The sequence below is a fragment of the Desulfosediminicola flagellatus genome (assembly GCF_005116655.2).
In the GTDB taxonomy this organism is placed as follows: Bacteria; Desulfobacterota; Desulfobulbia; order Desulfobulbales; family Desulfocapsaceae; genus Desulfopila; species Desulfopila flagellata.
The window spans coordinates 618,194-639,497 of the sequence record NZ_CP050698.1; the positions used below are offsets into that span (position 1 = coordinate 618,194).

Consider the following 21,304-nt stretch of genomic DNA (forward strand, 5'->3'; position numbering starts at 1 on the left):
CTATGGGAATACGATCCGGCTATATGGCCATGATCCTCAAAGCAGTTGGCTTTGAAAAAGTAAGAAACTATGAAGCTTCCATTTATGAGTGGTCTGCCGTTGCTGACCTGCCAATGGAGACTGGTATTTAAGAGATATGGGTGCAATACACAACATAGCTGCAAAATGCGTCAATTGTAACCGTTGCGTCAGAGAGTGTGCCTTTCTTAAGGAACATGGTACCCCCGGCGAGATCAGTGAACGGTTTATGTCGCAGACAGTGAGCGGAGAGAAGCACCTCCCTTTCCAATGCAATCTGTGCAATCTCTGTCAGGCTGTGTGTCCACAACAATTGGATTGTTCGGATTCTTTTCTTGAAATGCGAAGGACAATCCAGATAGGTCCTGAGAAAGAAATTGTCGAACACCGGAGTATCTGTGCATACGAGAAGTTGGGAAGTTCATCGCTTTTCTCGTTGTATGTAATCCCCGAAGGATGTACGACAATTTTTTTCCCCGGCTGTACTCTTGCCGCTACACGAGCATCGGCCGCGGAATCAACCTATCATTACCTTGAGACAGTCATCCCGGATATTGGGATCGTTCTTCATTGCTGTGCCAGGCCCTCACACGATCTGGGGCGCCATGGTATTTTTCAACAACGTTTTACCAGCCTTGTCGACACGTTGAAGGGAAAGGGTATCAGCAAAATTATCACCGCCTGTCCCAGTTGTTATGATACCTTTAAACGCTATGCACCCGAATTGGAAACAGAGACTGTCTATGAGGTACTGGCAGAAAAACCGCCGGAAGCAATGACAAGATACCCGGAAACGGTTGCAATCCATGATGCTTGTGCGACCAGATTTATACCAGAGGTTCATGACTCGGTACGGAAGTTGGTTGCAGGTAGTGGGGCCACCATTGATGAGATGAAACATTCCCGGGAAAAGGCTCTGTGCTGCGGGGAGGGGGCAGCTGCCTCCTATGTCGCCCCGGTTATAACTGGTAAGTGGAAAGATATTCGCAAAAGCGAGACAGGCGGAAGACATATTATCACGTATTGTGCCGGTTGCTCCGCAACATTCGGTAAAGCTATACCGAATACCCATCTACTTGATGTGTTGTTTTGCCCGGATAATGCCATAATCGGCAAAGAAAAAGTGGTAAAGGCCCCTTTCACCTATTTAGCCCGACTTCTCCTTAAGAAGAGGCTAAAGCGTGCAGATAGAACCGTCAGAAATTGCAAGCAGCGAAAACCTGAGAGAAAAGGCGTTGCTTTGCGCATTATGCTGCTCCTGAGCATTCTCGGAATAGCCGGTGCACTGCGTTGTGCAGGCGTCGATCAATACCTGGATATGGTGCATATTGAACACCTTCTTACCCTATGTAAAGAGTGTCCTCCTTCCCTGTATATCCTTATCCTGTCACTTGCCCCTGTCTTTTTTATGCCTGGGTTTCCATTTGTTATGGCTGGTGGCATCCTGTATGGACACACATGGGGATTGGTGTATGCCATGGCAGGTGCCACTCTGGGTGCTGGCTTGTCGTTTCTGCTCTCAAGATATATTGGCAACCAATGGGTGAGTTCAGCGCTTTCTGAAACGAAATGGGCAAAACTACAGGAGATGACCAGAAATCATGGTTGGAAGATAGTTGTGGTTCTCCGGCTTGTACCGCTTTTCCCGTATACGCCCCTCAATTACGGTCTAGGCCTAACCAACATAAAGTTCTCACATTATATAATTGCGACGTTTCTCGGTATACTTCCTGCCTGCACAGCCTTTATCCTGTTTTCAAGCTCACTTATGGACCTGCTGAAAGGAAGCTTGTCCCCCCATTTTATAGCCGGTACGTTCTTGCTCTTCTTTGTCTCACTTATTCCACTCATCTATAAAAAAAGTTAGGCTTGTTGAATAGTTGTTAGGCTGATCATCCACATGTTCAACTGAAAATCAGGCAGAATAAAAGCGACTGGGGTCTATGCTGCATTATCGCGCAACTTAGTTGGTGCGGTGAAGATGTTACGTATATGTATAGTTTAAAGAACGGGTAATTTGTAAGATTGGAGTTACATGTCGACCATGTATGTTACTAAGGAAAAATTACTTTTTCTTTAGTAACATACTCTTTTGCTTTTCAAGGGATGAACAGAAGAAGCCCCCCGGAGAATCGTAGGGAGGCTTCAAGTAAACGATGTGACAGTTTAGCTTCATCTATTTAAAAAGAACCAACCCTCCCCCGTGGTCGCTGACATAAAGACGACCGTTGGAAATTTCAACATCGACACATTCTGATGCTGTAGGAACAGCCTCTAACAACACTGGATTCGCTGAATCTGTGTAGTCAATCTTCACAACGCCGTAGTGGCCAAAAGCAGCGTAGAAGTAGAGGTTTTCATTTTGTTGGGTGTAGGCCATTTTGACCGCGCCACCGTCAATATCCTCGTAGCCGACGACTTCCTGCAGCTTGAATTTACCAAGGACTTCAGGACGATAGTCGTAGAGCACCGTACCGTCAGCTTCTTTCTTGAAAAGTTCTGTCGGATCGACACCTTCCGGTAACGGGGCGATTAGATCAGCCATGCTGTAGGAGATAAGGCCGAAGCTGTCATAACCGAAGTAGGCATTTGTGCCGACTACTTCAAGATCAATAGCCTGACCGTCAGCAGAGCCAACGTCACCGTCTTCGTATTTGATTGGTTCGAAGACTTTTACAATCTGCATGTGGTTTATGTCGGTGACGTCAACCACTCCTACTCCGTATGGACCACAAGCGAGGACTGCATAGCGTTTTCCCGTAGTCGGGTCAGTCCAGAGTTCAATCCCTGAAGCGGTACCAAGCAATGGGCTGCCTTTGTTGTAGCCTATATTGCCGACAAAGAAGCCACTTTGAGCATCGGTCGGATCTTTGGTGGTATCGTAGATTGTCAGACCGTTGGTGCCGTCGGCGACATACGCGTAGTTACCTAGGAATTCAACGTCATATGCCTGATCCTGGTAATTGAGCTGATTGACCACACCCCAATCACCATTATGTTCAAAGCTGTCGTCGATATGCAGCTTCAACAACAGGGGTGAGCCAACCTCACCGAGTCCTTGCTCGACTTCAGCAATTGGTACGCGACGTATGCCATTGCTGACAGAGAGTGCCCATGTGTAGTTGCCGCTTGGATCAATGACATTGCGAACTGTGTGTGATGCCGGATAGATCAAATCACCATCGACGTCTATGGGATATTCATCCTGTATGGTGTTGGCGACGACATGAACAGTATCAGTCGGATAACCATCTTCATCGGTGATTTTCCAGGCTGTGATACCGTGGGGACCATCAGAGACATAAATGTAGTTCTCGGTTGAGGCAATCCCGTCGGTGTGGCCGATAGCGATGGTATCGGTCGCAGAACCATCTGGAGCTGCACCAATCTCATCGGTTGAAGGGAAATATACCGTGATATCGAAACGGTCGATCATAGAGGGTGCAGTAATATTGACAACATCAACAAAAACGAATCCACCGGCAGTTGAACATTCGAGCACGTCAATCTGTCCAGGAGCGGTCAGGTTGATATCATCCATCAGAGCCAGACCGTAACCGTGTCCATTCAACTCACGGGTTGCCAGTTCACATGGCGTCTGATAATAGGCCCTGGGGAGTGATTCGTTGTCGCTCAGGTCCCATGGAGACATGTCGTAGGAGGTTACATCTTCATATTCCGGCACATTGTTGTTCGGAATCCCATCGGTGTCATTGTTGTATGGAGGTGCATCACCCTGCCAGAATTCAGGGTTGTCTGCACTGTTGAGGATGACCATTCCGGCAAAGTGGTCGGTTAGAAACAAACGGTCGTCTTGAACGTTGACACTCAAAACACCTGATTCTTTCAACATGCCGGCTCCCTCATATGGCAACAGGCTGGAGGGATTGGAGTCGGTATCGTATGGACCGTTGGCGGGTACCGCAACAAAGTAACCAAGGTAGGGAGCAATTAGGAAATTTGCAGCTGTAGCTTCTTCGAAACCTGTGATATCGACTGCGATGACACCACCGAGAGAGTAAGCGATATAGGCGATGGTGCGCGATCCTTGTAGAGCAATATCAACATCAACCGCCTCATAATACCACTTGCCTTCACGTTCAAAGTCAGCCCAGGGGGTATCGCCTTCGGCACTGTTGTGCATGATGTCGGTGATTTCATAATTGACCTGGCGATAGTCAGGCATGCCTGTAAAGTCATCAAGAAAAAGATCTCCTGTAATTGAATCGCTATGCACCGTTTGAGTCAAGGCCATGGCACCAAAGTAATCTTCCACACGTAGTTCATCAGTGTAAAGATTGTAGCGCCCAATTTGCTCTAAGGTAGTTGGGTCGAAGATTCCCATGCCGAGAGCACCTAAACCTGCAAACAGTTTTCCTGCGTAAAATTTCAGAGAGAATGGGCCACCCCAGGCATGCTCACCTGCGTATTGGACGGTTACCACTTCCTTGTCGATTAGCAACGTAAGATCAGATTCTCGTTTATTGCCGAAGACATTTTCAAGAGCTGTTTTGTGGATACCATAATCGTGATCCCCTATGTAGAGATCAATACCATCGGTGGCCAGAGCAACTACAGGGCCTGCAACACTTTCGAAAACATTGTCATAGAGAATTGCACCACCACCCTCGGCGAAAATAACACCGTCGAAGTAAAAGTTAACCGGTAGCACATTGACAATGTACATCGAACTTGGATATGTAATATTTACGATAGTAACACCTGCAGTGCCATTAGCGATCAGGGCATAAGAGTTACCTTCGTAATCATCGATGATTTCAATATCAAAGACAGAACCGGGTAAGGTGATCTCATAAATAACGCCCATGCTGGTGTCAACAGTGGTTGCCCTGAGAGCTGTGCCAATATTGAAAAGACACCATTCGGTGTCATTGTATTGGAAGCGGGCAACGGCAGTCGTTGACCCACCGATCTGAACATTTGGTCCTGGATATTGCAGGATGTCTAACGGTTGAACCAAAACGGTAACCGTTGCAGATGCTGAATCGCTTACACCTTCAACTGTCAGTTGAAAAACCAGTTCGCACTCTGCGGCGACATTGAGGTTACTGACATCGGCGATTGCTGTTGCGTTATTGGCTGTTAGAGAGACTTTAGGCCCGGAAAGTTGTGTCCAGATATAATTTGTGGCCGCTCCTTCTATCGTTGCAGTAAGACTGATTTCCTCAGTGGAGGCTTCTTGAAAGGAATCAGGGGTTGCAATCAATGAAGCAATGCTCACTTCTGTAGAAAGTTCATTCAGGACAAAGTCAGTTATCGCGATCTGGTTTGCGTCAACCATTGCGGTTTGCGTAGCATCTTGATAGCCATCAAGAGAGGCCGTCAGACTGTAACTGCCTGCTACAACATTCATCGAGTATGAGCCCATATTGTTTGTTAGGCAATTGTAACCGCCATTGTCGGTTGCAACCAGTACACCGATTAACGGATTTCCGCTTGTCGCGTCAGTCACAGTTCCTTCAAGGACTCCATTGGTTGTAACGACTTCGGAAAGGGCAAAGCTGACTTTTGTTCTTTTTCCGGATCTAACTGTCGCCGAGAATGTCTGGTTGTTGAAACCTTCAGCGGTCGCGGTGACGTTGTAATCGCCGGCGAGCGGCGTCATCGTGTAGGTTCCGTTGCTGTCAGTGGTTTGGGTGTGAGTTTCGATGGCGCCAATAGCAGTGACTGTTGCGCCTACAATGGCGGTTCTTGTACCGGCAATCCTTACTTGTCCAGTAAGGGTCCCGGTTCCATCCGGAGGCGGGGTCGGTTTAGCGGCAAAGGAAATAATAGAGGTAAAGAATAGAGAAAGGGTGAGTAGCATCCAGATTAGTCGAAGCTTTTTCATATGAATCTCCTCTTATTATGAGTGATAAGAATGATTCTCCGTCGGTGTCACACTGGTCACCTGCCGGTTTTGGATATAGTGCTAATCTTCTCTATAGCTGGGCTCCTTTTTTCGCCGAACGCTAAGCGAGTTTAAATCATGAAATGTAGAATTTTGTCATTATCACTTGCTGTGCCAGGTACGCCAGTACTAAAAAGTATCCATGACGCATTAGTTGGAATAGATATCTGGATTGTGATCATTATAATCATATTTCTGCCCCCACACCTCAAGTGCCCAAGGCTTTTGCACAAGCAAAACCACGCAACCAACAGTATCAATAAAATGTAAAATGGATGTCGTATTCCCCCCCTCTGGTTGTGTAGGTTAAACACAAGAAAACGGACTACCTGTTATGGAAGGCAGCCCGGCTATCTAATAGACCCGTAGCTTTCCGTCCCCGTCTTTCAACGAGTTTGGCTTTATCTTTTTGGGTAAAATATTTTTACTACTAACTATGTTAAGCGATCACCTCCAGTCAATGCCACAGGGTCGCAGAGGGGCAAGTTTGTTAGGATACAACAGAGGGGCACCCATTAAAAAGCACCTATGGTTTTGATATGGGTTGTTAAAAAAGTTGTGCTGAAAATCGTAGGAACTCATGAAAATATCGATTTACACAAGCAGCAGTGGTGAATTGTGTCAGCAGGCAAATTTCTTCCTCATCACAAACTGAAAGAGGTATTGGCTGAGAAAGAGGGGGAGCCCTCATTTCTCATGATCCTTTTGATTACAAACTCAACGGTTATGAATTTCAGATGGCTTTTACCAGAGCGTCACGAGAGCATTACCGTAAAAATCATATCCCATAAGTTTGAGAATCGGCAAGCCGGTAATGACGACCAACATATAGACAGAAATGGTTGCGATGATCGAGTTGGATTTTAATGTTAATGCCGACCCACTGGAGTTTTTTGCGACTGGCAGAAATCCCCATTTCCATACAATGGAGTGAAATTCATCTAAAATAAGATGAATCATAGCACCAATAAAAACTGCAATTCCCGCAGCCACAGCCATATCTTTTCCAGATGTGAGAAAAACCAGAGCTCCGGCTTCCCCGCAAAACACAGCAAATGGAATACTATGCATAATTCCTCTATGTCTAGTAACCCGTTTTACTCCCTCCAGGATTACGTAGTTAATTAGAAGATACGCCAGGACAAAGTAGGCAATAAGAAACTCCGGTGTAACGACAAAATAATCTGAAACATATTTTAGAAAGGTGACGGGAATAATGACGGAAATGAGGCCAAACAACATTGCTAAAGGTTTTCCTGTATCGCTATCAAGATCCGGTAACAAACCTCCTATTGCACCGCAGAGAAAAACTGCCGTCAACTGTGTCGGGTTGAGAGTTCCAGGCTGGGAAATAAAATAATATGCAGAGGTTGCAACGCCAGCGGTAAGGCCGCCTAAAAAATGGGTTTTGAATTCGGACATAAATCTCGTGAAGGTGTAGTAATGGTATCGAATCGGATTTTGGTTTGTAGAGTGGTCAAGCCAGAGAGTTTATATGACTAAAGCATGCTGCTGAATAGTTAGGTCGTGATGATTTCAAAAAAGTACAATACGTATGCTCATGTTTTGAATGATATGGTTATAAAATGTATTCCATTTCATAACAGATACTTTCCCAACGTCAACATTTTCAGAGGAATTATTCATGTTAATAGAGAATTTTGATGTAGTCTTACCCCGTATTGCTGGTGTTTTCGACAAGAGACTTCTGGAAATACAAAAAGTAGTTGGGCGGAAAGTACAGGGTGAGTCTTTGTATGGCTACTGATCTGTATACTTGATTAATAGTAATTGCAGAGCATGGATGGATATTAGTAGGTAGGAAATATCCTGGGGTAGAGATTTCCAGTCTGTATTAGTGATAAAACATTGGTCTGAGGATCGCTGTTTACAGAGTACATCTTAAGCCTAGTCAATTGTCTCCAGCCAGGTCACATTTAAGACGACTGTCAATCATCTCGATAATGGTTAATATGAATTATTAGCAGTGGAAATATGTAGATACTGGTACGGGACATTTCGTCAGGGGAACTCAATGCATATAAGAATCATTTCACTAGTTAACTGAAACGCAGCTACTGAGATCAAGGAGTTGATCGAAGACACATTAGTGAAGCTAAAGGTAAATGCTGATATTGAAATTGTAACAGTCGAAACCTCTGAGGAGGCAATACGGTATCGTCACATTGGTGGACCTACTATCCAGGTGAATGGATTAGACATTGAACCCAATGCTCGAACAATTGAACAATTCGGTATTTCCTGACGCAGATATGGGGTGTCGTCGATACCTTCAGAAGAGCTAATAACAGCAGCTTTAGAAGAAGCTGCTCAAACTGGCCAATAAGAATTTCCGGGGAGATTGTCCGAGAATAATAATCTGTGTAAAAACGAGACATTTTAAACAATAAGCATAGCCATATAACTGATGTCGGAGTCTACTATTACCTGCCAACATATTTTGGTAGGGGGAGTGGGCAGTATTCTTTAGACCTTAATCGTCACTGATGTCGAAAGCTATCTTATGATAGTGTTCAATAAGTCCTTCCGCCTTGATCTCTTTAATTGCATCAGCTAATTGGGGAACCAACGAAGTATGTCTTTTATGCACATACATGTACAGCGGGACTTCTTGCATGATGCCAGCCAAATGCACCTTGCCTTGTAAGTTATAGGTTCCATTTTTCAAAAAGGGAATTACGGAATTAACATCATCAACATACAGATCAGTCCGTTTTAAGGCCAGCATTTGCAATCCCTGTGAGGTCTCTGTAATGTCGGTGAGGCGTCCAGCTTTGACAACTTTCGACAGATTGTTTTCACAGATTTTCATCCCTCGTGGGTATTGAACAACGTATTCGGTATTTTTTAGACTCTCCCAGCCATTCAACTCAGGAATGGATGGGTCTGTTGTATATGCACCGACAGTCATGGGAAAGACAGATTCATCAATCCGTATCAGATTTGGATATAACGTACCGTAGGCATGAATGCGCGCAGGTTCGCCGTCTGCTCTCCCCTCATTTGTTTGTATACTCGCACGTCCCAGTGGATAGTATTCAACTATGAGCTCCATATTGAGGCGCCTGAATACCTCTTTATAAATAAGATTCACCCATGTATACAAAGGAGTTCCTTCAGGCCTGTTTATTGACATGTGAAAGGACCTTTCATTAACCTCGGAAACAGACTCTCCACATTCCCCTCTTTCTGTAAGAACTATTCCGGCTATGAAAAAAGCGACGAAAGCCAGTGAACCTACAAAATAACGATGATAGTTATAGGTTCGTAATACATCTGATTTCATAGAAGAATCTCCAGCTGTCCCTAAAGACAATCCTCTTACAGTCATTAGACATCATATCAATTACAGGTTTTCATAATTATCTCATACGCATTAGCTTTTGTTAAAAGAATTTAATCGTAATTCAATCCCTGAGCGATCCAATTAATTATTATGCAAAAACTGGAAATCTATCTGCCGAAGCTGATCTAACAAGAGCATTGTGTTTCTCAATCAGTCAGATAGAGATGTTTCCTGGTAATCATCAGATTGGAGGTGGAACCTGAATGTCGTGCACTTGGGTGTTTGAGGTTTGTAATTTTACTGTGAACAGTACGTTGTAGGAATTTCCATTGCCATTATATCAATAGCTTTCAACTCAAATCGAGAATTTCGGAGTCAGTGCTTACCTTAATGGATAAGCATCTGAGCCGTTGCACGGAGTTGGGTAAAAGGGTGTCCAAGATTATTGTCACAATACATACATTTTGTCACAATGAACAATCGTCCCAAATACAGAATAATGGCTGGCTTTTTATCACGTTATCCTGGTCTTTCTATAGATTTGCACTTGAGCGATTCAATAGTGGATTTGGTTGAGTGATGATTTGATATCGCTATTCGTAATGCCGATCTGAAAAACTCAACATTGATTGTCCGCACGTTGGCACCCGACAATCGAATTGTATGTGCATCCCCCAAATATCTGGCGGAGTTCGGCGAGCCCCAATCACCAGATGAGTTGCGGGATCATCAATGTATCAATTTAATGGGCCTTGAAAATTGGGTGTTCTAGACCCCCAAAGGGCAACTGAGCATTAAAACGAAAGAACGATTTCGAACAGACAATGGCGAATCGGTCAGAGATGCCTGTGCTGATGGCGTAGGTATTACGATGGCGTCTACATGGAGTGTCTATAAGCACTTTGAGCGTGGGAAACTGGTGCAGATACTGCGAGATTACCCCTTAGTCTCAGAGACCGCAATCTGGGCCGTCTATCCCATCTCGCGATTGTTGCCTCCAAATGTCCGGGCTTTTATCGACTATTGTGGTAAGTGTTATGGTAGCCCGCCGTATTGGGATCAGCACCGGGTAGCTGAACAGCAACCTTATTACAAGAGCCTTTAGTAAACTGTTTTGACAGGAAATGCACAGATTGAGGCTCAAAGATATTCTCGTTTTCTTTAAACGACCTTTGCCCTTAGCGAGTGGAAAAGGGTTTCAAGATCTTCACGAGTCTTGCAGCCGATTTTAGTGAATTGTGTTTGAACTGTTTGGTATCGTTTGATATCACTCAGGTCATCCAAACACGTGTATATTCCAAGCCTTCTGCCCAGTATGAAATTTAACGTATCATCCTCGGGAAGGTTGAGGAAGCGGTCCATGATGGAAATCAGACGGTCCTTGTGCTCAGGAAGCTTGCCTCGTGCCTCAATAAGCAAGTCGACACCATGATGGTTTGCGTAGTGGCTGGTTATTCCATCAAGGTTTTCAAGCATCAACTTCTGTTCCTCAATGATATTCTTTTCGGTCTGCAAGGTGTATTCTCCTGCGATGAGTTTTTTCTCCAACCCTGAGCCTTCTTTTACCCCAATGGTCAGAACCCTGATTTTGTCCGGGTTGATTGCGTTGAGCGCTAAGGCTGTGCTGGTTGCATGATCTCTCCAGTGAAGAGTTCCTCCAAGGCCTGATATCACGAATTCTGATAGAGACATTCCTGCCTGTTTTGCATGTTGACCGGCACTGATGATTTCTTTGGATGTCACCCCCTTGTTCATAAGCTTCAATACGGCATCAGAACCTGACTCCATACCGCAATACAACAGGTTCAAGCCAGCACTGCATATTTCCTGTAACTCCTCAGGACTCTTTCTGTTAATGGACCATGCTCTGCCATAACTTGAGATTGTTTGAAGCGTGGGAAAACGCTTTTTTAAGTGGTTGAGTATCACTAACAGATCTGCGGTCCTCATAATGAGGCTGTCCCCATCCTGAAGGAAACAGCGAGTGAACGGATGGCTGTTGAAATAGTCTGCGGCTTTATCAATGTCGCGTAGTATTTCTTCGACAGAGCGTATTGAAAAGCGTTCACCTTCGTAATTTACGCAGAATTCACACCTGTTCCAGGGGCAGTTCCGTGTCGTTCTGATTAACAGGCTGTCTGATTCGTCAACCGGGCGTATTGGCCCGAGTTCAAATGGGTAATTCATTGATTCGTCCTAATAATCATCATGGGAAAAGGCCTGTCTTCGCAATTGATCGTATACTCGGAAATACTAGAATAATTTTCATCTTCCTGCCAGCTTCTAGGGGAGGTTCTGGATGAATCAAAACCACGGCAGGTCGTAGCGTATATTAACGCACGATTGTCCGTGGCACCTCATATTATTACATGTTCCTATAACGTATCTTCGGCGCATTTAAACAACCTGTCGATGTGACTGATTTGTATACCAATATTCTATTATTTTGTAACCTTCCAGCGCTGGATACGTTTTCCAGGTAGTTGCGCAACTCTTCATATATTTCTCTTGTACTGTTGAATGGCCGGAGTTTTTCAATGGCTGAATTTGTATCAAAATAGCAATCAAACAAGGAGTATCTACATGAAGATTAGAAAAACAATAACGAAAACGTTGATAGTTCTTGGAACTATCATGATGTTTACCACTCCAGTACTTGCTGGAGATAATGGTTCAGGACGTGGAGGTCGTTATGACTGTGACCGTAATAACGGAAACAGTGGTGACGATGGTATCAGTGTAATTCTTGACCAGGACACCAGCATATTATTGGCAAGACGTGGAAACGATTGCGATCACACCCATGACCATGATCACGACAATGATAAAGCTGGTAATGGTAACAGAAATGGGCAGGATGACGATACCAGTAACTCTGCAACAGGATAAGAGCACACTACTGACAAGGAGATAAGACCACAATGAAAATTGAGTTCATCGCTGAGTCATTCCCCGTATCTCCTCCCCCTGGATACAGTTCAACTCAGTGAAGAATACGCTCAGTGCACGTTTTTTTCGAACGAGCACTGAGCTTTTTTACTGCAATTAACAGGAGTAACCCTGATTAGAACAGATTGAACTATTTTACTGCAGAAATATAGGGGCCCATTTCCATTTCTTTATATCCCTTTCCGGGGGCGACAACGGGATAGACCATTTCTTCCATGTCAGTCATTACTTCGAGAAAAACTGATCCTTTACTCTGTAGCATTGTCTTTAAAGCGGCTTCGAGTTCATCTCTATGGCTGATCTTAATGGACGTGTCAAACCCGCATTCGGAGGCGATGGCAGCAAAACTGACCTGATTCTCAGGTTCTTCAGTAGCAACTATACGATTACCATAACGGGCTGTCTGGATGTTCCGAACCATTCCTGTACTGCGATTATTTAACAGGAGAACTTTGATAGGGAGTTTTCTGGTGCCAATGGTGTACATTTCTCCCATATTCATCCTGATACTGGAGTCTCCGTCAATGGCGAGGGTGAGCGTTTCAGGGTTTGCAAAATGCGCCCCGATAGCTGCCGGCAGTGAAAACCCCATTGTTCCGAATCCGCCGGATGTAATAAACGATCGTGGATGTTTAATTTTTAAATGTTGTGCTGCGAGCATCTGATGGTTGCCCACTCCGGTAGTTACGTTTATGTCACAGGGGAGAAGAGAAGATAGTTTTTCCATGACTTCGGCTTGCTGGATATATTTGCTATCAGTGTTATAGGTCAATTGACAATCATCCTTCAAGGTAATTACCCTTTGCTGCCACTTTTCGATATCCAGTTCTACCGGGTGAGATTTGGCATATTGAATCAGATCGTCAAGCGCTGTTGCAGCGTCTCCGATGAACGAAAATTTTGGGTATCTGCTGGTCCGTACTTCCTGAACTTTAATTGGATTAATATCAATATAGGCAATGTCCGCGTTGAGTCCGGATTCTCCTACCTTCTGTGCAACTCTGTCATCCCATCGGATTCCCATGCCGATAAACAGGTCGGTCTCCTGAATTGCGATATTGGCATAGGGGGTACCAAACATACCCAGCATTCCTAAAGATGTTCTGAACGATTCATCGAGAATTCCTTTGCCCATAAGGCTGTTAATTGAAGGAATACCAAAAATCCGGTTGAATTCACGTATCCTTTCACTTGCTGCCCTATTGTTCAGGCCGCCTCCAATATAGAGCAGTGGGCGACGGGAGTTTTTAAGCAGCCGAAAAAACTCCTCGCACTGATTAGCACCCAGGTGCCGTTCATCTTCGTATTTATGGGAAAAGGTAATGGGGTTTTCTCCATGATATTCTCCGATTTCAAATTGCACATCCATTGGCAGATCTATTACTACCGGCCCGGGTTTCCCTGACTTTGCAAAATAGTATGCGTCTTTGACAATACTTTCTATGTCATCGGCTTGAGAGACCAAAACCACCTTTTTCGCCGCTTTGGCGAAAACATTGCTTACGTCGATATGTTGAAATTCGTCGGTCCCCATTTTCCCGGAAGATACCTGCCCGGCAAATACCAGAAGAGGGATGGAGTCGGCATTGGAGTCGGCAACGGCTGTAAGGGTATTGGTGATAGCAGGCCCGGAGGTAACGATTGCAACTCCGACCTTATTACTTGATCTTGATATTCCTGCGGCACCAAAGGCACAGGATTGCTCGTTGGAGTTGATAACAATATCAATCGAACTTTTTCCCAAAGCATCAAATACCGGGAGGATCGCTGCACCTGAGTAACCGAATATTCTTTCAACACCAAGGTCTTCGAGGCTTTTTACAAGTATTTCTGCACCGTTCATATTTTTTCCTCCGGTATATAGGGCTGTTAATGAGTAATTGCCGTATATATTATGCCATATTTGAAATATAAACATTGCTATCTGCAAGAAGAATTGAAGTAATAAAGCAATAAATTAAATGAAATATTTGAAATTGAGCAATAAGTGGGTGGTTGAGGTGGGGAAGGCTGTTGGGGCGCTATAGTCAGGAATTGGACTACGTCAAAGTCGTATCGTAATCCGAATCACTCATATGAAAAGGGGGAGTGGGAGGTTCAGATTGATCCCCCTTCAAATCGACAAATCATTTTGCAACTAATGCGGGCTTACGTCTATTCGCCATCACTGAAAAAAAGACAACAAAACCGTAGTATGGGATCATGTAAAAAGCACCTAATGTCGCCGCCAGGGGTTGATCTATATGAACGGCCAAGGCAATGATGAGAATATTATTGATCCAGATCTGACTGCCTGATGCGGCTATCTGGTCGGCCCAGTTCCGGCTTCGGGTGGAATACCATCCCAGAGGGGCCATCGCCAGGGCGAAGACAATAGAACAGATTGCGCAGTAAAGAATTTGCTCCGGATTGGCTTTAAGGTAGGGGACGTACCGACCGAGTGCCCCGAAATTTATCCCGGTAATTACTACCAGTGAAATTGGATAGCTCATCCGGTTCATCGGCTTAAGCAAGCCCGGCACCAGTCCCCTCAATACAAATGCCGCACCAAGTGGAACAAAAATGATCATGGCCAGAAACATAGCCATAGCGGTAAGGTCAAAGTTTAAAGTGGTATCGGAAAGTACCTTAACCATAACGGGGAGGCTGAGTGGTAGCAGCAGGCTGGTTGCTATGGCCATGACCAGACAATAGGAAATATTTCCCCGACTGATAGAGGTGAAGAACGGAGAGGACACTCCGGTGGAGGCACCGGCAAGTAAAAGAATGGGAAGTGCTAATGGCGGATACACTGCCAGGGTAACCCAGTATGCCACTGCCGGTGTGATGATCAGACGTAACAGGGTGCCCCAGATCATCCCGACCCAGTTGGACATCAGGGCCCGGCCAACATCAGCAGGAGATATTTTGATAAAGGCCAGAAACAGCATGGTCATCATCAGGTATTTGATGCTTTCAGAAACAGTGGAAGAGGCTTCGGGAAACACGACACCGGCTAGAAGAGAACCGTAAAGTACAGCAATCAATATATAATCTTTTTTTCCCATGTATCTTTTCCTAAAAGTTAAGCCCCATTTGGTACGATGTAATCTGGAGATCTCAAGATACAGGATTTTCCTTGGTAAATGAAGATAATACCTACGTGTGGGCGTCAATCTGTTGTGCATTGATAAGCGACTTGGAGTTGTTACAAATTATTGTAGGTACTGCCGATATACCTAAAGTACTTCCAGTACGATTTGTGAACATTAACCTGCTTGCGAATTGTAGTATCGTGTAGTCTTACCAATCCTTCCTGCTCACTTAAGGCAAGGTTTCTGCTTGTAATTGAGCCCGGTGTTTTGGGAGGGAAAAGAGTATATTTTGATCCTTTGATTGATCATGTATCTCCCCTGTTTTATCTATGCAGACGAGATGTATCCTAAATGGCCGTTCGAATTACATCTTAAGAGAGGTGTTTTTAATAATGGTATTGAATGAGTGTTCAAGGCGGTGTTGTATGGATTCTGTGCAGGCTTTACATTATAACTTCAATAAACACGACAACCTCCTGGCAAGAGACCTGTTAGATAGAGATCATTGTTACCAATGATTTGATCGCTCTTTGCTGAAAATGAGCTGGTATATATGGGAAAGAATTACAAGGACTGTCAGACAATGGAAAATATACAACAACCAGGCACTAAGATCATACTGGTCAGGCATGGGGAAACTGAATGGAATAGACTTCACCGCTTTCAGGGCTTGAGCGATATACCGCTTAACGAGAAGGGGAACAGCCAGGCGCGCAGTTTGGCTTTGGCTTTAAAAGATGAGGTAATCACGTCTATATATTCAAGCCCTTTAAAGCGCGCCATGGAAACAGCATCTCATATAGGCAGCTTTCACTCCAAAACGCCTTTGATTAAAGAACCAGGACTGATGGAGATGGACCTTGGAGATTTTGAAGGTATGGAAGGTCGGAGGTGGAAAGAAGAGCATCAGGATTTTCGCAAGGCCTGGGAGGAAAAACCGGCCACATTGTCAATGCCTGGAGGAGAAAGTCTTCAGGATGTCCAGGAGAGGGCAGTTGCTACGCTGATGAGGATATCGGAACTCTATGATTCTGGCAGCACTCTGCTGATCTGTTCACACAATTTCGTTATTGTATCTCTATTATGTTTTGCTTCAGGGATCTCGCTGGACCGTTTTCGGGAAATGCGCCAGGATACAGCGGCCCTAAATGTTATGTACACAAATGGTGCAGATTTCCATGTTGAAAAGGTAAACGACCGCCAGCATCTATGTTTAAATAACCAAAGTTGATGGGGGGAAGATATACTTTGGGCTTCTGTTTCTCTCTTCAAGTATAAAACGAGAAATTTGGCTGGAAAGAGAACTAAGTTGTCACCTGTTAAAAGGCTATTTTTCTATGAAAATACTACCTTTTTTCACTGACAAGGATGGAGCCCACGACCGGATTTGAACCGGTGACCTCATCCTTACCAAGGATGCGCTCTACCAACTGAGCTACGTGGGCACCAAAAAGCTTTTTTTGACAGCATCGAGTGGAAAACTCAGTCTAAACTCGCATATATCAGCTTGTAAGGATTTTCATCTTTACCAATACAAGATGGTGGAGGGGGGAGGATTCGAACCTCCGAAGGCGTCGCCGACAGATTTACAGTCTGTTCCCTTTGGCCACTCGGGAACCCCTCCTTCATGCAAATAGCTCATCAAAAAAAGAAGGCATTTTCTACTCTTTTGTAGGCGCCTTGTAAAGGATTTATATAACAAAATCTACTTGTGCGGCCTGGTAAGATAAACCAGATCGCGCCATTTTCTGGCTAGGTATATTTCTCAACCTTCATTCCTGGATGCCCCTTTTTTCTTGTAAGATATACGAATGCTAAGCTTACACTCTGCAGCGTTCTGGTTTTTAGCACTTTGCGAACATCTATATCCTTGTTCTATATGTAGTAAAAATTCTTGTTCACGTTAAGCTGAGGATGTATGATTCATGGTCGTAATTGACTCCGTTGTATTCTTCTGTTTTAAATTGTGAATCTCGAAAGGTGTGTTTCTCATTCAACGAGAGAGTTGATCCTCTTTTTCGCAATCCTTACAACCACTATTAAGGGAGTACACTATCATGAAAGCACTCATCGTTTATTCAACTCGTCTCGGTCAGACACGTCATTTAGCTGAACTCATTGCAGAGGGAATACGCTTTTCTGCAGCAGACGTAACAATAAAGGATGTAACAGATATCAAACGAGAGACAGATCTGACTGGCTATGACATCTATGTGTTCGGTTCCTCAACCTACCATGGCATGATGATGGAGCGAATGAAGACGTTCCTGTTTTTGGCAGAGCGTGCAGAGCTCAAAGGCACTGTCGGCGGATCATTCGGCTCCTTTGGTTGGAGTGGTGAGGCGGCTGAACGAATATATGACACCATGAAGAATGTTTATGGCATGAATATGGTCAGTGGGCCGCTTATGCTCAAAGGTGGGAATGTTGACGGTGGTGTAAAGGTTGCGCAATCGTATGGAAAGGAACTGGTATCAAAAGCAGCTGAGCAGGGATAGGTTGGCCGTGCCGATTCCGTACTGTCTGAGGAGGGGGGACGAGGCAGGAGGCTTCATCATGTAAATTGGGGACAGAGTAAAGTTAAACATAAACTATTTTACTCTGATCTCTTTTATGCTTCGATGATCAATTTTTGATTAGCACAACTAGAGGGATGTTATTCATTATAGCCGTTCAATGTCACAACCTCTCTTCTGCAACTGATTAAGAATACTTTCTTTACCAGCTAAGTGGAGTGCGCCAAACAAGACAAATTCAACGTCTTTTGTTTTTAACATTTGTTCAATTTGTGGTACCCAATTAGTATTTCGTTCTACCAAAAGTGAGTTATATAATTTGGGGAAGCGTTCAGCCAAGGGGTCCAAGGCGATTTTTTGCAATTGTTCAATATCTCCTTTCCTCCAGGCATTCTTCATCGCTCCCATCATACTGGGCAAATTTTTCATGTCATTTAAGGTGTGCTCTATAAACTCATTTTCATTACCTACCCCCATTGTTGACAGAAATTCCAATTGTTCATACACAGTTTCCAAATGTTTGATTTCCTTTGAGTCATTTAAGGCTCTTGAACTAAATGATTCGTCAACACCTGCTCCGGATAACCCAAGATTCTGAAGTTCAATCATCGTAAGTATAACTGATAACATTCCAGGTTTAAATTTCGTCATAGAGGTCATTGGAATCCCTCTTTCAGCGAGATATATTTCCAGGGTATGCAAGGTGTCAGGCGTCAAGAACTGAGTAATGTTCTGATCATCAGGGTAGGTAGTATGTTGTAATATTGTCTGTTGAAACTCAGGAGCACCAAATTTCTGTATGTCAGTTTCTAAAACTACTATCATTGAATCAGTATAGGCTCTCTCGAAGGCATTGGGTAAAGGATAGTCAGATTGGGTTAAGAGATGGAATGTTCCTCCAAGAAAAAGGTGGTTCCCATCCTTACTGACTTTCCAAACCGATGACTTCGCAAAAACATGAGTATTTACAACCAAACACCAGAGAAGCAGAACACAAAAGAATCTTAGAGATTTCATTAGGAACCTGTTTGTGAAATGTAACACTTCGTTAACAATGGAAATATTGTTGACATATTATTTGAGAAGAGAAAGTAGCCAACTCTATTTCTCCCAATTTTACTAGTGTCTTCTGATTTTTATCTGCTCTTTGTTACTTCTTTCGAAAAGTCGGAAATCAATGGCGGTAATTGAAGTAAAGGTCCAGTAATGCGTTTTTATCATACTTTTTCCCACTCGTTGTGGACATGTTTGGTGATTCGCTATACCATTTTTAAATGACGGTATTCTCTATATATCATGTGCGCTAAACTATGCGCGCTATCCCATTTTTCGGAGGAACCCTAATGAAACGACTTGCAACGCTGTTTACACTTTTACTTACAGTGTTTCTGCTGAATGGATGCGGTTATAACTCGCTGCAGATGAAGGAGGAGACGGTTTTCAAGGCGTGGGCTGATATTGAGGCAGCGCTGCAGCGTCGGGGCGATCTCATACCAAACCTGGTGGAAACAGTGAAGGGGTACGCAGCGCATGAGCGGGAAACCCTGGAGGGGGTAATTAACGCTAGAGCCAAGGCGACCTCGGTCCAGATTTCTCCATCGGATCTGAGTGATGCAGCCAAGATGCAAGAGTTTAGCGCGGCGCAGGGCGGGCTTGGGTCAGCCCTCTCGCGCCTGATGGTCGTTGTCGAGCGATATCCGGATCTGAAAGCGAACCAGAACTTTTTGGATCTGCAGAACCAGCTGGAAGGAACCGAAAACAGGATCAACGTCGCCAGGCAACGCTATAACGAGACGGTGGAGGAGTTCAACAGTTCAATTCGCAAGTTCCCTGAGAGCCTAACCAATAACTTTATCCTTAATCTGGATAGAAAGGAATATTTCAAGGCCGATGTTGCCGCTAAAGAAGTCCCCGCTGTAAAATTTTAGCAGGAGTTGGTGATGAGCACATTGACTCACAGGCAATTCTTACGAGGCCTGTTTCTCCTCCTATTCGCGCTGCTTCTGCCTGCAGCAGATGTTTCGGCGCTCGAGGTGCCACCACTTAGCGGGAGGGTGAATGATTACGCTAAGATACTCTCCTCATCCACTGTGAGACAACTTGAGGGCTCACTGCAGAGCTTTGAAACCGCGCAGTCCACCCAGATCGTTGTCCTGACCATACCCTCTCTTGAGGGAGAGGTGCTGGAAGAGTTTTCTATTCGGGTTGGGGAAACATGGAAGATCGGACACCAAGGGCTGGATAACGGAGCCATTCTTATCATCTCACGCAGTGATCGCAAGCTGCGCATTGAAGTGGGTTATGGCCTTGAAGGCAGTCTCACCGATCTGGTCTCAGGCCGGATTATCCGTAATGTTATCCTTCCACAGTTCAAAAACGGCAACTTTGATCAGGGAGTCATTGACGGTGTTTCCGCGATGATGGCAGCAGTCAACGGCGAGTTTTCAGCTAAAGAGGTCAACAGTAGCCCAGCCGGATCAGATGAAGAGACAGGATTTACCGTTATGCTAATCGCCTGTCTGTTTTTTGTCGGTAAGGCATTCGGCAGAAGTAAACCGCTTGCAGCAACCATAGGCGGCATTGTATCGCCGCTACTCTGCTTTTTCATTCTTGGGCCGAAGTGGCTCATCATCGCCGCCATGGTTCCCGTTGGTATCGTTGGAGGCCTGATTGCTTCAGTCCTGGCGGCAGCGCGGTTCTCTGCAGGCTCGAGCGGATACCGTGGTTCCCGCTCCCATGGCGGTTCCGGAAGTAGCTGGGGGGGAGGTTTTGGAGGAGGCACGGGAGGTGGCGGATTTGGTGGTGGCGGCGGAGGATTTGGCGGGGGCGGTGCCTCTGGAGGGTGGTAATATGGACAGACTTTCAGCAACGTTTCTCAGTATAGCAGAGCAGCAGGCCGTAACCGCTGCCGTGCAGGAGGCAGAAAAACAGACCTCAGGCGAGATCGTACCCATGGTAGTCTCGGCAAGTCATCACTACCCGCTCGCAGCGGCCACCGGAGCGACACTCATCTCGCTGCCTCTTGCCCTGCTGCTGACCTCAACGTTCGGTACTGCGCTCTGGCTCGGTACACAGAATATGTATCTTTTTCTCACTTTTTTTGCCCTGCTCTATTTTCCAGCCCGCTGGCTGGTCAACCGCTTTCCTACACTTAAACGGCTTTTTCTGAGCGTAAGGGATGTGGACGAAGAGGTCGAAGAAGCGGCGATCACAACTTTTTATGGCGAAGGGCTCTACAAAACCCGGGAACAGAATGGTATCCTGATCTTTATATCGGTGCTGGAACAGAAAGTGTGGATATTGGGTGATTGTGGCGTTAATGACAGGATCGACCCAGGAACCTGGCAGGAGATTATCGAAAAGCTCACTGCAGGAATTCATTCAGGAGAGAGGGGCCCGGCACTCTGTCGTGCAGTATCCGCCGTGGGAGAGATCCTGCGGCACCACTTTCCCATTCGCGCAGATGACCATAACGAACTCCATAATATCATAATTAAATGACCATACAGCACCGATGTGCTTCGGCATC

General features: G+C 45.0%; 16 protein-coding genes, 2 tRNA genes, 1 pseudogene and 1 riboswitch. Of the genes and pseudogenes, 10 read left to right on the forward strand and 9 right to left on the reverse strand.

Annotated features, from left to right (window positions below):
- Positions 1 to 2 precede the first annotated feature (2 nt).
- Entirely contained in the window at positions 3 to 131 is a 129-nt protein-coding gene (locus FCL46_RS28405; protein WP_267313668.1) for a rhodanese-like domain-containing protein, read from the forward strand.
- Positions 132 to 136: 5 nt separating this feature from the next.
- Positions 137 to 1,885, forward strand: a complete 1,749-nt coding sequence (locus FCL46_RS02620; RefSeq protein ID WP_136810158.1) for a VTT domain-containing protein — start codon at positions 137 to 139, stop codon at positions 1,883 to 1,885.
- A 309-nt stretch (positions 1,886 to 2,194) separates the two neighbouring features.
- On the opposite strand, the gene FCL46_RS02625 is transcribed toward FCL46_RS02620, so the two are convergent.
- Together FCL46_RS02625 and FCL46_RS02630 are read right to left on the reverse strand one after the other, a co-directional pair.
- Positions 2,195 to 5,869 carry a carboxypeptidase regulatory-like domain-containing protein gene (locus tag FCL46_RS02625; RefSeq protein WP_217909552.1) on the reverse strand — a complete coding sequence of 1,225 codons (3,675 nt, stop codon included), beginning with the start codon at positions 5,867 to 5,869 and terminating at the stop codon, positions 2,195 to 2,197.
- A 397-nt stretch (positions 5,870 to 6,266) separates the two neighbouring features.
- Positions 6,267 to 6,339: riboswitch (cyclic di-GMP riboswitch) on the reverse strand.
- Between the two features lie 334 nt (positions 6,340 to 6,673).
- Complete coding sequence (locus FCL46_RS02630; protein ID WP_136810159.1) at positions 6,674 to 7,351, reverse strand: metal-dependent hydrolase; 678 nt, start codon at positions 7,349 to 7,351, stop codon at positions 6,674 to 6,676.
- 565 nt (positions 7,352 to 7,916) lie between these two features.
- Here FCL46_RS02630 and FCL46_RS29010 point away from each other — a divergent pair.
- Positions 7,917 to 8,276, forward strand: coding sequence for a DF family (seleno)protein (locus FCL46_RS29010; RefSeq protein WP_476700520.1), 360 nt, complete (start codon positions 7,917 to 7,919; stop codon positions 8,274 to 8,276).
- A 147-nt stretch (positions 8,277 to 8,423) separates the two neighbouring features.
- Here the strand turns inward: FCL46_RS29010 and FCL46_RS02640 are convergent, their stop codons facing one another.
- The gene (locus tag FCL46_RS02640; protein ID WP_136810160.1) at positions 8,424 to 9,236 is read right to left on the reverse strand and encodes a type 2 periplasmic-binding domain-containing protein; all 813 of its coding nucleotides are present in this window, start codon (positions 9,234 to 9,236) and stop codon (positions 8,424 to 8,426) included.
- A 499-nt stretch (positions 9,237 to 9,735) separates the two neighbouring features.
- Between FCL46_RS02640 and FCL46_RS28140 the strand changes: the two are divergent.
- Positions 9,736 to 10,341, forward strand: a pseudogene (locus FCL46_RS28140) (substrate binding domain-containing protein); the annotation flags it as partial.
- Between the two features lie 56 nt (positions 10,342 to 10,397).
- Here FCL46_RS28140 and FCL46_RS02650 read toward each other — a convergent pair.
- On the reverse strand, positions 10,398 to 11,423 hold the full coding sequence (locus tag FCL46_RS02650) for a radical SAM protein (RefSeq protein WP_136810161.1): 1,026 nt from the start codon (positions 11,421 to 11,423) through the stop codon (positions 10,398 to 10,400).
- A 396-nt stretch (positions 11,424 to 11,819) separates the two neighbouring features.
- On the opposite strand from FCL46_RS02650, the gene FCL46_RS02655 reads away from it, so the two are divergent.
- The gene (locus FCL46_RS02655; protein ID WP_136810162.1) at positions 11,820 to 12,125 is read left to right on the forward strand and encodes a hypothetical protein; all 306 of its coding nucleotides are present in this window, start codon (positions 11,820 to 11,822) and stop codon (positions 12,123 to 12,125) included.
- A 190-nt stretch (positions 12,126 to 12,315) separates the two neighbouring features.
- On the opposite strand, the gene FCL46_RS02660 is transcribed toward FCL46_RS02655, so the two are convergent.
- Both FCL46_RS02660 and FCL46_RS02665 read right to left on the reverse strand, forming a co-directional pair.
- Positions 12,316 to 14,028, reverse strand: a complete 1,713-nt coding sequence (locus FCL46_RS02660; protein ID WP_228723315.1) for a thiamine pyrophosphate-binding protein — start codon at positions 14,026 to 14,028, stop codon at positions 12,316 to 12,318.
- 283 nt (positions 14,029 to 14,311) lie between these two features.
- Entirely contained in the window at positions 14,312 to 15,232 is a 921-nt protein-coding gene (locus FCL46_RS02665) for a bile acid:sodium symporter family protein (protein ID WP_167506057.1), read from the reverse strand.
- A 580-nt stretch (positions 15,233 to 15,812) separates the two neighbouring features.
- Between FCL46_RS02665 and FCL46_RS02670 the strand changes: the two genes are divergently transcribed.
- On the forward strand, positions 15,813 to 16,490 hold the full coding sequence (locus FCL46_RS02670; RefSeq protein ID WP_136810165.1) for a histidine phosphatase family protein: 678 nt from the start codon (positions 15,813 to 15,815) through the stop codon (positions 16,488 to 16,490).
- Positions 16,491 to 16,628: 138 nt separating this feature from the next.
- On the opposite strand, the gene FCL46_RS02675 is transcribed toward FCL46_RS02670, so the two are convergent.
- Together FCL46_RS02675 and FCL46_RS02680 are read right to left on the reverse strand one after the other, a co-directional pair.
- Positions 16,629 to 16,704 (reverse strand) — tRNA-Thr (locus tag FCL46_RS02675).
- Positions 16,705 to 16,798: 94 nt separating this feature from the next.
- A tRNA-Tyr gene (locus tag FCL46_RS02680) sits at positions 16,799 to 16,883 on the reverse strand.
- Positions 16,884 to 17,316: 433 nt separating this feature from the next.
- Here FCL46_RS02680 and FCL46_RS02685 point away from each other — a divergent pair.
- Positions 17,317 to 17,757, forward strand: a complete 441-nt coding sequence (locus FCL46_RS02685; RefSeq protein WP_275942843.1) for a flavodoxin domain-containing protein — start codon at positions 17,317 to 17,319, stop codon at positions 17,755 to 17,757.
- A gap of 165 nt (positions 17,758 to 17,922) precedes the next feature.
- Here the strand turns inward: FCL46_RS02685 and FCL46_RS02690 are convergent, their stop codons facing one another.
- On the reverse strand, positions 17,923 to 18,792 hold the full coding sequence (locus FCL46_RS02690) for a TraB/GumN family protein (RefSeq protein WP_136810167.1): 870 nt from the start codon (positions 18,790 to 18,792) through the stop codon (positions 17,923 to 17,925).
- A gap of 326 nt (positions 18,793 to 19,118) precedes the next feature.
- On the opposite strand from FCL46_RS02690, the gene FCL46_RS02695 reads away from it, so the two are divergent.
- The 3 genes from FCL46_RS02695 to FCL46_RS02705 are packed head-to-tail and all read left to right on the forward strand — an operon-like array spanning position 19,119 to position 21,276.
- On the forward strand, positions 19,119 to 19,703 hold the full coding sequence (locus FCL46_RS02695; protein WP_136810281.1) for a LemA family protein: 585 nt from the start codon (positions 19,119 to 19,121) through the stop codon (positions 19,701 to 19,703).
- Positions 19,704 to 19,715: 12 nt separating this feature from the next.
- Entirely contained in the window at positions 19,716 to 20,624 is a 909-nt protein-coding gene (locus FCL46_RS02700) for a TPM domain-containing protein (RefSeq protein ID WP_136810168.1), read from the forward strand.
- Between the two features lies 1 nt (position 20,625).
- Positions 20,626 to 21,276: a TPM domain-containing protein gene (locus FCL46_RS02705; protein WP_136810169.1), complete on the forward strand. Its 651-nt coding sequence runs from the start codon at positions 20,626 to 20,628 to the stop codon at positions 21,274 to 21,276.
- Positions 21,277 to 21,304 lie beyond the last annotated feature (28 nt).